The sequence below is a fragment of the Rugamonas apoptosis genome (assembly GCF_014042355.1).
Taxonomy (GTDB): domain Bacteria; phylum Pseudomonadota; class Gammaproteobacteria; order Burkholderiales; family Burkholderiaceae_D; genus Rugamonas; species Rugamonas apoptosis.
In genome coordinates, this window is record NZ_JACEZU010000008.1 from 243,017 (window position 1) to 255,838 (window position 12,822).

General features: G+C 67.4%; 18 protein-coding genes. 17 read left to right on the plus strand and 1 reads right to left on the minus strand.

Annotated features, from left to right (window positions below; translation table 11 throughout):
• Nucleotides 1–7: 7 nt before the first annotated feature.
• The 10 genes from fliS (at nt 8) to H3H39_RS17425 (ending at nt 6,833) form a co-directional block, all read left to right on the plus strand.
• Nucleotides 8–397 (plus strand): flagellar export chaperone FliS, encoded by a 390-nt coding sequence (fliS, locus tag H3H39_RS17380; RefSeq protein WP_182154814.1) that lies wholly within the window; start codon nt 8–10, stop codon nt 395–397.
• Entirely contained in the window at nt 390–707 is a 318-nt protein-coding gene (locus H3H39_RS17385; protein ID WP_182154816.1) for a hypothetical protein, read from the plus strand. Before fliS ends, H3H39_RS17385 begins: the two co-directional genes overlap by 8 nt.
• Nucleotides 704–2,098, plus strand: coding sequence for a flagellar hook-length control protein FliK (locus H3H39_RS17390; protein ID WP_182154818.1), 1,395 nt, complete (start codon nt 704–706; stop codon nt 2,096–2,098). The genes H3H39_RS17385 and H3H39_RS17390 overlap by 4 nt, the downstream gene beginning before the upstream one ends.
• A 7-nt stretch (nt 2,099–2,105) precedes the next feature.
• Complete coding sequence (locus tag H3H39_RS17395) at nt 2,106–2,570, plus strand: flagellar basal body-associated FliL family protein (protein WP_182154820.1); 465 nt, start codon at nt 2,106–2,108, stop codon at nt 2,568–2,570.
• 27 nt (nt 2,571–2,597) lie between these two features.
• Entirely contained in the window at nt 2,598–3,326 is a 729-nt protein-coding gene (locus tag H3H39_RS17400; RefSeq protein ID WP_182155051.1) for a FliA/WhiG family RNA polymerase sigma factor, read from the plus strand.
• A gap of 53 nt (nt 3,327–3,379) precedes the next feature.
• Complete coding sequence (gene motA / locus H3H39_RS17405) at nt 3,380–4,297, plus strand: flagellar motor stator protein MotA (RefSeq protein WP_182154822.1); 918 nt, start codon at nt 3,380–3,382, stop codon at nt 4,295–4,297.
• The gene (locus tag H3H39_RS17410; RefSeq protein ID WP_182154824.1) at nt 4,281–5,273 is read left to right on the plus strand and encodes a flagellar motor protein MotB; all 993 of its coding nucleotides are present in this window, start codon (nt 4,281–4,283) and stop codon (nt 5,271–5,273) included. The genes motA and H3H39_RS17410 overlap by 17 nt, the downstream gene beginning before the upstream one ends.
• An 84-nt stretch (nt 5,274–5,357) precedes the next feature.
• Nucleotides 5,358–5,636 carry a flagellar biosynthesis anti-sigma factor FlgM gene (locus H3H39_RS17415; protein WP_182154826.1) on the plus strand — a complete coding sequence of 93 codons (279 nt, stop codon included), beginning with the start codon at nt 5,358–5,360 and terminating at the stop codon, nt 5,634–5,636.
• Nucleotides 5,633–6,061 (plus strand): flagellar export chaperone FlgN, encoded by a 429-nt coding sequence (gene flgN, locus H3H39_RS17420; protein ID WP_311196937.1) that lies wholly within the window; start codon nt 5,633–5,635, stop codon nt 6,059–6,061. Before H3H39_RS17415 ends, flgN begins: the two co-directional genes overlap by 4 nt.
• Nucleotides 6,048–6,833 (plus strand): glycoside hydrolase family 73 protein, encoded by a 786-nt coding sequence (locus H3H39_RS17425; protein WP_182154827.1) that lies wholly within the window; start codon nt 6,048–6,050, stop codon nt 6,831–6,833. The genes flgN and H3H39_RS17425 overlap by 14 nt, the downstream gene beginning before the upstream one ends.
• On the opposite strand, the gene flgA is transcribed toward H3H39_RS17425, so the two are convergent.
• The gene (gene flgA / locus H3H39_RS17430; RefSeq protein ID WP_229218108.1) at nt 6,818–7,462 is read right to left on the minus strand and encodes a flagellar basal body P-ring formation chaperone FlgA; all 645 of its coding nucleotides are present in this window, start codon (nt 7,460–7,462) and stop codon (nt 6,818–6,820) included. The two genes, H3H39_RS17425 and flgA, sit on opposite strands and share 16 nt — an antisense overlap.
• 218 nt (nt 7,463–7,680) lie before the next feature.
• Here flgA and flgB point away from each other — a divergent pair, with 218 nt between their 5' ends.
• From flgB to flgH, 7 genes are read left to right on the plus strand one after another with little or no spacing between them, the layout of a single operon-like run.
• Nucleotides 7,681–8,043 carry a flagellar basal body rod protein FlgB gene (gene flgB, locus H3H39_RS17435; RefSeq protein ID WP_182154831.1) on the plus strand — a complete coding sequence of 121 codons (363 nt, stop codon included), beginning with the start codon at nt 7,681–7,683 and terminating at the stop codon, nt 8,041–8,043.
• Between the two features lie 59 nt (nt 8,044–8,102).
• On the plus strand, nt 8,103–8,525 hold the full coding sequence (flgC, locus tag H3H39_RS17440) for a flagellar basal body rod protein FlgC (protein WP_182154833.1): 423 nt from the start codon (nt 8,103–8,105) through the stop codon (nt 8,523–8,525).
• Nucleotides 8,526–8,528: 3 nt separating this feature from the next.
• Complete coding sequence (locus H3H39_RS17445; protein ID WP_182154835.1) at nt 8,529–9,215, plus strand: flagellar hook capping FlgD N-terminal domain-containing protein; 687 nt, start codon at nt 8,529–8,531, stop codon at nt 9,213–9,215.
• A 14-nt stretch (nt 9,216–9,229) separates the two neighbouring features.
• On the plus strand, nt 9,230–10,558 hold the full coding sequence (locus H3H39_RS17450; RefSeq protein WP_182154837.1) for a flagellar hook protein FlgE: 1,329 nt from the start codon (nt 9,230–9,232) through the stop codon (nt 10,556–10,558).
• A 10-nt stretch (nt 10,559–10,568) separates the two neighbouring features.
• Nucleotides 10,569–11,294 carry a flagellar basal-body rod protein FlgF gene (flgF, locus tag H3H39_RS17455; protein WP_182154839.1) on the plus strand — a complete coding sequence of 242 codons (726 nt, stop codon included), beginning with the start codon at nt 10,569–10,571 and terminating at the stop codon, nt 11,292–11,294.
• A gap of 38 nt (nt 11,295–11,332) precedes the next feature.
• On the plus strand, nt 11,333–12,124 hold the full coding sequence (gene flgG / locus H3H39_RS17460) for a flagellar basal-body rod protein FlgG (RefSeq protein ID WP_182154841.1): 792 nt from the start codon (nt 11,333–11,335) through the stop codon (nt 12,122–12,124).
• A complete protein-coding gene (flgH, locus tag H3H39_RS17465) occupies nt 12,124–12,807 on the plus strand; it encodes a flagellar basal body L-ring protein FlgH (protein ID WP_182154843.1) in 684 nt (227 codons plus the stop codon). Before flgG ends, flgH begins: the two co-directional genes overlap by 1 nt.
• Nucleotides 12,808–12,822 lie beyond the last annotated feature (15 nt).

The window sequence follows — 12,822 nt, forward strand, 5'->3', positions numbered from 1 at the left end:
GGACTACATGATGAATCAAGAAGCGTACGGTTCCTACCACGCCGTCAACCTGGAAGCCCAGACGGCCCGCGCCACGCCCGTCGAACTGGTGCTGGTGCTGACCGATGGCTTGCTGGAGGAACTGGCCCGCGCCCGCGGCCACATCGTCGGCAAGCGCTACGAGCTCAAGGCCAACAGCCTGAACAAGTGCACGGAAATCATCAACGGCCTGTCGAGCTCGCTGGACTTCGAGCATGGCGGCGAGGTGGTGGCCAACCTGGGCCAGCTGTACGACTATTGCGCGGCGCGCCTGTACAAGGCCGGCGTCAGCATGGACCCGGAGATCATCGACGAGGTGACCAAGTTGCTCACCACCATCAAGCAAGGCTGGCTGGGAGTACAGGCCAAGAATGGATAGGCAACGCGCCTTGTCGCGCCTTGCCAGCAAGCTGCGCGCCGCCCTCGCCGCCGATGACTGGCAGGCGCTGGCGGCGATTAATATTTCCATGGCCACGGCCTTGCCCGCCATGGCCGGCCAGGCGCCCTGGAGCCCGGCCGAACAGGCGGCGCTGCAGGCGCTGCACCAGTTACACCAACAAGCCTGCGGCCGCTGCGAGGCGGCCGTGGCCGAGATGAGCAAACGATTACACGATATGCAAAGCAATAAAGAAGGCTGGATCGCCTACGCTTTGACCGACGACAGTGCCGACCCGGGAACCCCAGCATGACCTTAATGACCAGCACCGCCCCCGCCGCCAGCGCCACCTCCGCCGTCCCGGCCCCGCTCGCCGCCGCGGCTGATGGCGCCGCACCGGCCACCTCCACCACGTCCGCGGCGCCGGCGGCCGGCGCCGTGGCCAGCGCGCTGCCCCTGTTCGCCCAGTTGCTGAACCTGACGGACGCCGCCCCGGCGCCGGCCGCCAACGAGGATGGCACGCCTGCGCCCACCACCACCGACGACACCAAGACCTGCCCCCCTGGCGCCGATCCCACGGCCGCGATGGCGTCGATGGCCGCCACCATGCTGGCCGTGGCCCTGCCGCCGCCAGCCCAAGCGAACCTGGCCGCTGGCGGGGCCGGCACCGCCGCGCCGCGCATCGACGCGCTCAACACCAGCGCCGCCCTGAACGGGGCCGGCGCCCGCCTGGACCTGAGCGCGGTGGGCGTGGCCGTCAATGCCGCTCCCGCTCCCGCCGCCGCCATCGCGCCCCCGGCGCCGGCCGCAGCGCCGGCCGCCGCCATCCCATCCACCACGGCCACCCCGGCCGCCGCGGCCCCCGTCAGCGCCACCACCACGGGCGACGCCGCGCCAGCGGCCGCCCAGACGGTCGTGGCCGGCCAACGCAGGACGACCGTGGGCAGCGAGCGCCCGGCCGCGGCCGCACAGGCCGCCGTCGCGCCGGCCAGCCAGCCGCCGGCCGCCGCCCCCGTCATCCCGGCCGCCGCCCAGGCGGTGCCGGCGTTCGCGTCGCAGCCAGCGCCCGTCCCCGGGGTGCGCGCCGGCGAACGCGCTACCAGAACGGTCTCCGCCGCCAGCGCCGCCGCCACCGAGCCCGCACCCGCCATGCCGCTGGCCGCCAGCGCCAAGGACGACGGCGCGCCGGCCGTGACCCGCGCCGAACCGGCCTCGGCCCCGGTCAACGGCAGTTATGCCCAGAGCGCCCCGGCCACGGTCAGCGGCGACAGCGTCAAGCTGGCCGGCACCCCGGAACAGTGGCAGCAGCCGCTGCGCGAGGCGCTGGGCGAGCGGCTGCAAGTCCAACTGCAACGCAATGACGAACATGCCGTGATCCGGCTGGAGCCGCCGAATATGGGCCGGGTCGAGATCTCGATCCGCCACTCCGGTGGCGCGCTGCAAGTGAACCTGTCGGCCAACAACAGCGAAGTATTGCGTCAGCTCAACAGCATCGGCGACAGCGTGCGCCAGGACCTGTCGCAGCGCCAGTTCGCCGAAGTGGCCGTGACCGTGTCGGCCGCGCCGCGCGGCATGCTGGCCGGCGGCGATGGCAACGGCCGTGGCCAGCAAGGCCAGCAGGAAGAACCACGCACGCCCGGCCGCGCCCTGTCCGACGACAGCGACGCCGCCACCTCTTTTGCCATGTCGACCGAACGGGAGTAATTAGTAGATGAAGAATATGAAAATGATCATCGCGTTCGTGGTGGTGGCCGTGATCGGCGCCGGCGTCGCTGGCGGCGCCGTCTGGTATCTGTCCAAGGGCGCGTCCGCCGGCACCACCGAAGCGAAGAAGGCCGAGCGCCACGACGATGGCAAGCCGCCCAAATACTTGACGGTGGAAAAAGTGATCATCATGCTCAAGCGCAGCCCCGGCGACACGGCCACCCACTACATTTCCGCCGACCTGGTGGTCACCACCAGCGAGGAAAAGGAAAAAGTGGCCAAGGAACAATTGCCGATGTTGCGCAGCGTGGCCGTGCGCACCTTGTCGGCGTTGCCGCTGGCGACGGCGCAAACCATGACCATCGACCAGTATGCGGCCGAACTGAACAAGGCGTTCGATGAAACCTACGCCCACGACAAGCGCGACAAACCATTTTCCGAAGTCATGATCGGCAAGCTGATCCTGGAATAGGCGGACATGAACACACTCGGGGCGGGCATGGCCTATATGCAAGCGGACGCCTACGGCGCCTTGCCCGGCGACGGGGCGGCGCCGGTGACGCTGAGCGCGGCCGACGAGCAGAAACATTTGCTGTCCTACGCGCCGCTGGTCAAGCGCATCGTGCGCCAGCTCAATTCGCAAGTGGCCGGCGCCATCGACCGCGACGATATGGAACAGATCGGCCTGATGGGGCTGCTGGAAGCCTTGCGCCGCTACGGCGAGCCGGACGCCGCCTTCGGCAGCTATGCCAGCCTGCGCATCCGTGGCGCCATCCTCGACGAGCTGCGGCGCCAGGACTGGCGCCCGCGCGCCGTGCGCCAGCACAGCCACAAGCTGCGCGACGCCGTACGCGAACTGACCCGCAAGCTGGGCCGCGAGCCGAGCGAGCAAGACATCATCAGCGGCCTGGGCCTGACGGCGGAAGCCTACCAGGCTTACCAGCTCGACGAGAGCGCCGAATCGATTGCCAGCTTCGACGATATGCTGCAGGACAGCATCGGCCACGACAGCGCGCCCAGTCCGGAGGAGCAACTGATGGTACGGCGCAGCCTGGAGCAGGCGCTGCGCGGCCTGGACGAACGCGAGCAGCGGGTGGTGCAGATGTATTACGAGTTTGAACTCAGTTACAAGGAAATCGCCGCCGTGCTGGACTTGACCGATGCCCGGGTCTGCCAGCTGAACAAGGCGGCCCTGGGCAAGATGAAAGCGGTGCTGAAAAGCACCTGACACGCCAGCGGGCACCACAAGGATTAGAACATGAAGCAGAAAGGCGCATCATCATGCAACAAATAATCGGCATCTTCATCGTATTGGGCAGCGTGTTCGGCGGCTTTTTCATGATGGGCGGCTCGTTCCATCAGATCTGGCAACCGATCGAGCTGATCGTCATCGCCGGTTCCGGCCTGGGCGCCATCGTGCTGGGTAACCCGCGCCACGTGCTGGCCGAGATGGTGACCCAGATCAAGAAGATCGTGTTCCGCAAAAAATACGATTCGGAATTCCAGCGCCAGTTGCTGCTGCTGATGTACGAACTGCTGCAACTGGCCGCCGGCGGCCTGAAGGCGCTCGACGCCCACGTCGAGGCGCCCAAGGACAGCCCCCTGTTCCAGCGCTACCCGCGCGTGCTGGAGGAACCCAAGCTGCTGGCCTTCATCGTCGATAACTTCCGCCTGATGGCGATGGGCAAGATCAACGCGCACGAACTCGAAGGCGTGCTGGACCAGGAACTGGAAGCCATCCACGAGGAACTGAACCAGCCGGCCAAGTCGCTCAACAAGATCGGCGAAGCCATGCCCGGCTTCGGTATTCTGGCCGCCGTGCTCGGTATCGTGATCACCATGAACACCGTCAGCGAAGGCGCCAGCTCGGGCGACATCGCCGAGCACGTGGGCGCGGCCATGGTCGGTACCTTCATCGGTATCTTCTTCTGCTACGGCATCCTGGACCCGATTTCCAACATGATGAAGCAGCTGGTGGGCCAGGAAGCGTCCAACAAGGAATGCGTCAAGGTGGTGCTGGTGACCCACGTGGCCGGCAAGCCGCCGCTGCTGGCGATCGACGCCGGGCGCCGCCTGGTGCCGCTCAACATCAAGCCGAGTTTCGCCCAGCTGGAACGGTGGATCAACGACCTGGAAGGCCGCGACAGCGAGCCGGAAGCCACGTCGCGTCGCGGAGGTGGCCGTGCTAAAGCCGCATGACAAGGGCCATGACCAGACCATCGTCAAGCGCGGCGGCGGCAAGCACGCGCACGACGAGCACGGCGGCGCCTGGAAAGTGGCGTTCGCCGACTTTTGCCTGGCGCTCAGCTGTTTGTTCCTCGTGCTGTGGCTGATGGCCTCGCGCAACACGGAAAGCTTGCAGCAAATCCTGACGGAAGCGGACGGCGCCAAGACCGACCAGGGCAAGGGCGTGATGCCGGAACAGGTGGGCGGCCCCCGTGGCAGCCTGATCGAGCGCTTCCCCATGCCACGCACGGGCAACTCGGACGCGCCGGGCGCCCAGCTGGCCAGCGGCGAAGCGTCGCCGGTGGTGACGCCGGCCAAGGTCACCTACGACAGTCCGCAGGACCTGCAAGCGTTGTCCAAGGCGCTGACCCAGATGAGCGCCGAGTTCGGCCTGACCAGCAACCTGGAAAACGTGGTCACGCCCTACGGCTTGCGCGTGATGTTGCACGACACGGACCACCAGGGCATGTTTGTGCGCGGCAGCGCCGTGCCCACCGACAAGTTCCGCGCCCTGCTGCGCAAGATGGGGCCGCTGTTCGCGCGCATGGAAAACCAGATGCTGATCGTCGGCCATACGGATTCGCTGCAGTACGCCGACACCAGCTATTCGGCTTTTTCCAACTGGACCTTGTCGAGCAACCGCGCCATGTCGGCCCGGGCCCAACTGCTGGCCGGCAGCATGAATCCCGAATCCGTGCTGCAGGTGGTGGGCATGGCCGACCGCGCCCCGCTGGACGCCAAGCGCGCCGACGCCGGCGTGAACCGGCGCATCGAACTGCTGATCCTGACCACCGGCCAGGCCAAGACCATCGCCGCCATGTTCGGCGTGCCCAATAACAAAGCCGCCCTGACTGAAGAGATCGACACGGCCCTGCCCGACAACAGCGTGCTGCAAAAGCTGCGCGAACGCTTGCTGCCGCACGCTGACAAGCAAGTCCACCCGAGGTAATCCGCATGAGCAAGACCATCACCGCACGCCCCTGCCGGCGACAGGCAGGCTGACATGGACACCAAGCCCACACGAGGTGGCCGTATGAGAATCTCCACCGCGACCCCGGACGGCCTGGCCGTCCAGCGCGTGGCCGACAGCGCGCCGGCCGAAGCGGCCGCGCCGGCGGCCGCCGCGCCAGCCCCCGCGCCGCTGCAATCGGCCGTACTGCAACCGGCGCTGGCCGCGCTGCGCGCCATGGCCGACGATATCGACCACGACAAGGTGGCCCAGCTGCGCGACGCGCTGGCCAAGGGTGAGCTGCCGTTCGACCCGGACAAGCTGGCCGGCCTGATCCAGCGCTTCCACGGGAGCGATTCGTGAGCCAGGGCACGCGCCAGGAAGCCATGCGGGCCCTGCTGCAAGGGATCGCGGCCGACCAGCAGGCCTATGCCGAGCTGCAAGCGTTATTGGAACAGCAATTCGACGGCGCCGTGCGCCACCAGAGCGCGCGGCTGGCGGAGCTGGCCGGCGCCATCACGGCCCTGGTCGACACCATGGAAGCGCGGCGCGCCGAGCGCGTGGCGCTGGTACAACGCTTATTGGGGCCGCACGGCACCATGGCGCAGGCATTTGCCTTGCTGAAAAATCCGGCACGGGAGAGAATGGAAGCCGATTGGCGCACCCTGGAACACAGCGTGCGCGAGTGCAAACGCCTGGGCAAGCGCAATAGCGACTTGCTGGTTGAGCAATACACCATCATGCAGCGCGTGCTGCATGGCGAGGAGCAGATTTATGCGCCAACTTGACGGCATGCAGGCCACGCCCCCGACTGCAGCCACCGTCTCGAACATGCAGACCAGCCGTCCCGCCGCCGCCCTGCCGGCCGCGTTTGGCGGCTGGAACGCGTCCAGCGGCGGCGCCGGCTTCGGCGCCACCTTCCGCCAGGTGCAAACCGAGGTGGCCGATTTCCTGGCCCACGGCAGCGGCGCCACGCCGTCGGCCCCGGCCCTGACGGCGGCCGGCCTGGCCTTGCGCCAGCAAGCCCAAGGCGGCGCCATCGATGGCGCCACCGGCGGCGCCGGCTCGGAAGTGCAGCAACAGTTCCTCGCCTCGATCCAGCCCTGGGCCGAGGAAACCGGCGCCAAACTGGGCGTCTCGCCCCACATCGTGGCGGCCCATGCGGCGCTGGAATCGGGCTGGGGCCAGCATCCGCTGCGCGCCGGCGGCGCCGACAGCAACAACCTGTTCGGCCTGAAGGCCGGCGCCAGCTGGCGCGGCGCCGTGGCCGACGCCACCACCACGGAATACGTGCATGGCGCGGCCCTGAAGAAAGTCGAACGCTTCCGCAGCTATCCGGATACGGCCAGCGCGTTTCGCGACTATGCGGATATGCTCACCGGCAATCCCCGCTTCCAGGGCGCGCTGCAGGCCGGCGGCGACGCGCACGCGTTCGCTCAGGGCCTGGCCCGCGGCGGCTACGCCACCGACCCGGCCTATGCCGACAAGCTGGGCAAACTGGCCGCGCGCCTGCAGCGCGCCGCGGCCGTCTCCGCCACCGTCGTTCAGTCGGGGGACTGAGACGTGGCGGGCAAGTCAGCCGGTTCCACCGTCCCCGCGCCCGTGACCCGGGCCCGCAGCACGGTGCCGTTGGCATTGCGCACCCGCACCAGCGCGCCGCGCGCGCCGCTGTCGAGCGCCTCGCCGGCCATGCTGACCTCGATCTGGTCGCGCCGTGCCACGATGGTCACGGCGTCGCCCCGCTTGACGACGGTGGGCGCGGCCAGCAGCGCCATGCGCAGCACCTCGCCGGCGCGCAGCGTGCGCTTGCCACTCATGCCCAGCACCGCCCGTGGCGTGGCCACCACATCGGTCAGCGAACTGAGCTCATGGCGCTCCAGCAACACATCCTCGTCCGTCAGCACCTTGCCGGCCGGTACCTCCGTGGCGCTCACCACCACCGGCGCCGACACCTGCGCCCGCACCACGAACTCATACCGCCAGCCATCCGCGCCAGGGCACACGGCGGCGAAGCGCATGCGCGCCGGCATGCGCGCATCGACCGCCTCCACCGTCACGGCGCGCCCGCAGGCAGCCAGCGGCCGGCTGCCGCGCAACACCGTCACTTCCGCCTGCGGCTCGGCCAGGCCGGCGCTGGCCGCCTGCGCCAGCACGTGGCTGCGCGCCGCTTGTTGCACATGGAGCAACATTTGTTCTGGTCCGACGGGGGCCGCTGCGGCCACCATCAAAATTCCGTTGAGCAACATGGGGGCGAATCGGGTTACAATAGTTTTGTTGCGCATGAGAAATACCTCTACTATGATGCGGGAAGCGGCCAAGGTGCATGCCATCGGCCGCCATTTTACATGGGGTTGCGGCAACACCATACCCGCACGCCGTATCCATGCTATGACCGAAGGGAATGAAAATGGGCATTAATTTCAAGGACGCCGTGGGCTTGCACCCGGAAGCGTTGCAATTGCGGGCCGAACGCACCCGCATCCTGGCGTCCAACATCGCCAATGAAAGCACGCCCGGTTTCCAGGCCCAGGACATGGATTTCAGCGCCATGATGGCCAGCAACCAGGAAGCGTCGGACGGCGTGCCCGCCTTCGACAGCGACGGCAACGCCCTGTACCGCGTGCCCTACCACCCCAGCCGCGACGGCAACACGGTGGAGATCGGCGTGGAACAGGCGGCCTTCGCCCAGAACGCCAACGATTTCCAGACCAGCCTGACCTTCATCAACATGACGCTCAAGGGCCTGGCCAAGGCCATCAACGGACAATAAGCGGCCCCCCGCATCGCAACACAGCATAACAAGCGCGCCCCGCGCGCCAGGAGACGCCCATGTCATTTAAAAGCATTTCTGAAATTGCCGGTTCGGCCATGGCGGCCCAGACCGTGCGTCTGAACACCATCGCCAGCAACCTGGCCAACGCCGATTCCGTGGCCGGCAACGAGGCCGACACCTATCGGGCCCGCAAGCCCGTGTTCGCGGCCGTGATGACCGATAGCGTCGATGCGCTCGACGCGGCCAGCGGCAAGGTGCAGGTGCTGGACGTGGTCGAGTCCAGCGAACCGCTGCGCAAGGTGTACGAGCCGGGCCACCCGATGGCCAACGGCGACGGCATGGTGTTCTACCCCAACGTCAACCAGGTGGCCGAGATGACCGACATGATGTCGGCCTCGCGCGCCTTCGAGACCAATGTCGAAGTGCTGGGGCGCATCCGCACCATGCAGCAATCCCTCCTTAAACTCGGTGAAGGTTAAGCCATGCAAACGAGCCTCCTCAACAATCCCGCCGCCAGCAACGCCAGCGCCGGCACCGGCACCAATGTCACCGGCAACACGGCCGACCAGACCAGGGACATGTTCACCAAGCTGCTGGTGGCCCAGATCAAGAACCAGGATCCGCTGTCGCCGTCCGACCCCAGCCAGTTCGTCAACCAATTGACCCAGCTGTCGCAGACGGAGTCGCTGCAAAAGCTGTCGACCCTCACCAGCGCCAACGCCAGCGTCTTGCAAAGCATGCAAGTGCTGGCCCTGGGGGCGCAGGTCGGCTCGGACGTGATGGCCACCAGCAATACCGTGAACCTGGACGGCGCCACCGTGCACGGCCAGATGACCCTGTCGAGCACCAGCACCAGCACCACCCTGGTGCTGACCGACTCGGCCGGTACCAAGCACAATGTGAACCTGGGTGTGCAGGCGGCCGGCACGGTGCCGTTCGCGATCGACCCCACGGCGTTGGGCTTGCCAGCGGGCACCTACACCATGTCGGTCGAGACCAGCACCAAGGAAGTGCCCCCGATCGACCTGGCCGGGCGCCTGAACAGCGTACGCCTGTCGCCCACCGGCAGCATCGTCATCAGCGTCGCCCATGTGGGTGACGTGGCGCCCACCGCCATCACCGCCTTCAACGGTAAATCCGCCGCCTCCGCCACTCAATCCAGTCTCTAAGAAAGGACTCCATCATGAGTTTTGATATCGCATTGTCTGGCATCCAGGCCATCAACGAGCAGCTCGACACCACCAGCCACAACATCGCCAACGCCGGCACCTTCGGCTTTAAGTCCGGCCGCGCCAACTTCTCGGCGCTGGTGGCGGGCAGCCAGCCCACCGGCGTCGAGGTCGGTTCGGTGACGCAGAGCATCGGCCTGTCCGGCGGCGTACTCAACACGGGCCGCTCGCTGGACGCGTCCATCAACGGCCGCGGTTTCTTCGTCACCAAGACGCCCCAGGGCGAGACCCAGTACACCCGGGTCGGCATCTTCGACACGTCCAAGACGGTGGAAAAGACTGACGCGGCCGGCAACAAGACCCAGGTCAGCTACCTGGTCGACGCCAGCGGCCGCAATGTGCAAGGCTTCCCGCAAACTCCGCCCAGCACGGTGCTGGGCGCGCTGGGCGATATCACCATCCCGACCGGCCAGATCCCGGCCGTCGCCTCGGGCAAGATGGGCTATGTGGGTAATCTGTCGGCCGACTGGGTACCGCCCGCCAACGCCTGGACCGCGCCCGACCCGACCGCTGCGCCGCCCGTGACGGCCGACCCGCTGTCGTTCAACCTGACCAAGGCCACCATCGTGTACGACACGCTGGGCACCCAGCACACCGTGACCCAGTACTTCGTCAAGACGGCGCCTGGGGTGGACGTGCACTATGTGCTCGACGGCATGGACACCGGCGCCACCCTGTCGATGACCTTCGACCCGGCCAACGGCCAGATGACCAACCCCAATCCGGCCTCGGTGGCCGCCGGCGGCACGGCCGGCGTGTTCGATCTGGTGCTGCCCGCGCCCGGCGCGCCGGGCGCGCCCGCCAGCGGCGCCACGTTGGGCGCCACCGTCGCCGGCGTGGCAAACACCATCGAGATCAACTACACCGGCACCACCATGTTCGCCGGCGAAGCGACCACCTCCAGCAACTACGCCGACGGCTACGCCTCGGGCGTGTTCGCCGGTATCGACCTGGCCCAGGATGGCTCGGTGGTGGCCAAGTACAGCAACGGCCAGAAACAATCGGTGGGCAAGATCGCCGTGGCCGCCTTCCCGGACGAGGGCGCCCTGACCAACGTCAGCGATACCAGCTGGGTCGCCTCCAGCGCCTCGGGCACGGCGCTGGTGGGCACGCCGGGCGACGGCATGGCCGGCTCGCTCAACACCAGCTCGCTGGAACAGTCGAACGTCGACGTCACCTCGGAACTGGTGGGGCTGATGACCTCGCAGCGCAACTACCAGGCCAACTCCAAGGTGATCCAGACCGAAAGCACCATGATGCAGTCGCTGATGCAAGCGATCTAAGGGCTATGCCATGGATGCCCTGATCTATACCGCCATGAGCGGGGCCGAACGGGCCCTGCGGGGCCAGCAGGTCCACGCCAACAACCTGGCCAACATGGACACCGGCGGCTTTCGTGCCAACATGGAGCTGTCCACCGCCCAGCCCTTGTCCGGCTACGGCTACGACGACCGCCACATGGCGCAACTGCAGGCCAACGCCGTCTCGGTGCGCCCCGGCACCATCAAGGCCACCGGGCGCGAGCTGGACGTGGCCATCAGCGGCGACGGCTTCTTCGCCGTCCAGGGCCCCACCGGCGAAGGCTACTCGCGGGCCGGCGCCATCACGCTCGACGCCGACGGCACGCTCAAGGTGAACGGCAACCCCATCCTTGGCGAAGGGGGGCCGATCTCGGTGCCCGAATACACCAAGATCGCCATCGGCCAGGACGGCACCGTGTCGATCCAGAGCCCCGGCACGGCCATCATGCAAACCATCGACAAGCTCAAGCTGGTCAAGGCGGAAGGCTCGGAACTGACCAAGAACGAAGCGGGCCTGCTGGTGGCGCGCAACGGCCAGCCGCTGCCCACCGACCCCACCGTGCTGGTGCGCTCCGGCCACCTGGAAGGCAGCAACGTGTCGGCGGTGGAAGAGATGGTGGCCACCATGAGCTTGAACCGCACCTTTGAACTGCAGATGAAATTGCTGACGGCGGCCGACACCAACGTCCAGTCCGGCAACAAGCTGATGGGCGCCTGAGCGCCCGCCCAACCGACACCGCAACACAGGGGAATACCATGAATCCAGCAATGTGGATCAGCAAGACCGGGGTCCAGGCCCAGGATGAAAAACTGCAAGCCATCGCCAACAACCTGGCCAACGCCAACACGGTCGGCTTCAAGAAAGACCGCGTGATGTTCGAGGATTTGTTCTACTCGATCGAACAGCAGCCGGGCACCCAGCGCGCCGACAACAACACGCTGGCGCCGTCCGGCGTGCAGTTGGGCAACGGCACGCATATGGTCGGCACGCAAAAAGTGTTCACCACCGGCAGCTTGCAAACCACCGGCAACGCGCTCGACGTGGCGATTACCGGCAACGGTTTCCTGGCCGTGCGCCGCCCCAATGGCGACACCGCCTACACCCGCGCCGGCCAGTTGCAAGTGGACGCCAACGGCATCCTGGTCAACGCCCACGGCTTGCCGCTGATCCCGCAGATCACCGTGCCATCGAACGCCACCGCCATCACCATCGGCGAGAATGGCATGGTCACGGCCACCATTCCCGGCACCACGGCCGGCAGCGAACTGGGCCAGCTGACCCTGACCAGCTTCATCAACCCCACCGGCCTGCAGGCACTGGGCGAGAACCTGTTCCAGGAAACGGCGGCCAGCGGCACCCCCACCGAAGGCAAGCCCGGCGACGCCCAATTGGGCAAGCTCAAGCAGGGTGCGCTGGAAGGCTCCAACGTCCAGGTGGTGGAGGAGATGGTGGACATGATCGCGGCCCAGCGCACCTACGAGATGAACACCAAGGTGCTGTCGGCGGCCGACAACATGCTGCAATACCTGTCGCAGGCGGCACGCTGATGAACGCCCTGCTGTGCGCGCTGGTACGGCGCGCGGCGCCCCTCTCGGTGCTGGCCCTGGCCGGCTGCGCCGCGCTGGCGCCGCCGCCCGTGCGGCCCGGCCCCATGGACGAACCGCCGGCCGTGTCGCGCGCCGTCGGCCCCAAAGGCAGCTCGGGCGGGGTGTTCAGCCCCGACCTGGCGCTGTCGCTGACGTCCGATTCGCGCGCGTTCCGGGTCGGCGACGTGGTCACCGTCAACCTGCTGGAAACCACCCAGGCCAGCAAGAAGGCCGGCACCAGCTTCTCCAAGGATAGCGCGGCCAGTGTCGCCGCGCCCAGCGTGCTGGGCAAGACGCTGCCCAAGCTGGGCCTGGACACCTCGGCCACGCGCTCGTTCACCGGCGACGCCACCAGCACCCAGCAGAACGCGCTGACCGGCGCCATCACCGTGATCGTGCAGGAAGTGCTGCCCAATGGTCTGCTGCGGGTGGCCGGCGAGAAAAGCCTGACCCTGAACCAGGGCGAGGAATTCGTGCGCCTGCGCGGCTACCTGCGCGCGGCCGACATCGACGCCGACAACCAGGTCTCATCACAACGCATCGCCAACGCCCGCATCGCCTATTCCGCCCAGGGGACGCTGGCCGACAGCCAGACCCCGGGCTGGCTGACGCGCTTCTTCACCGGTCCCCTGATGCCTTTCTGAGGCCGCCGCCATGAT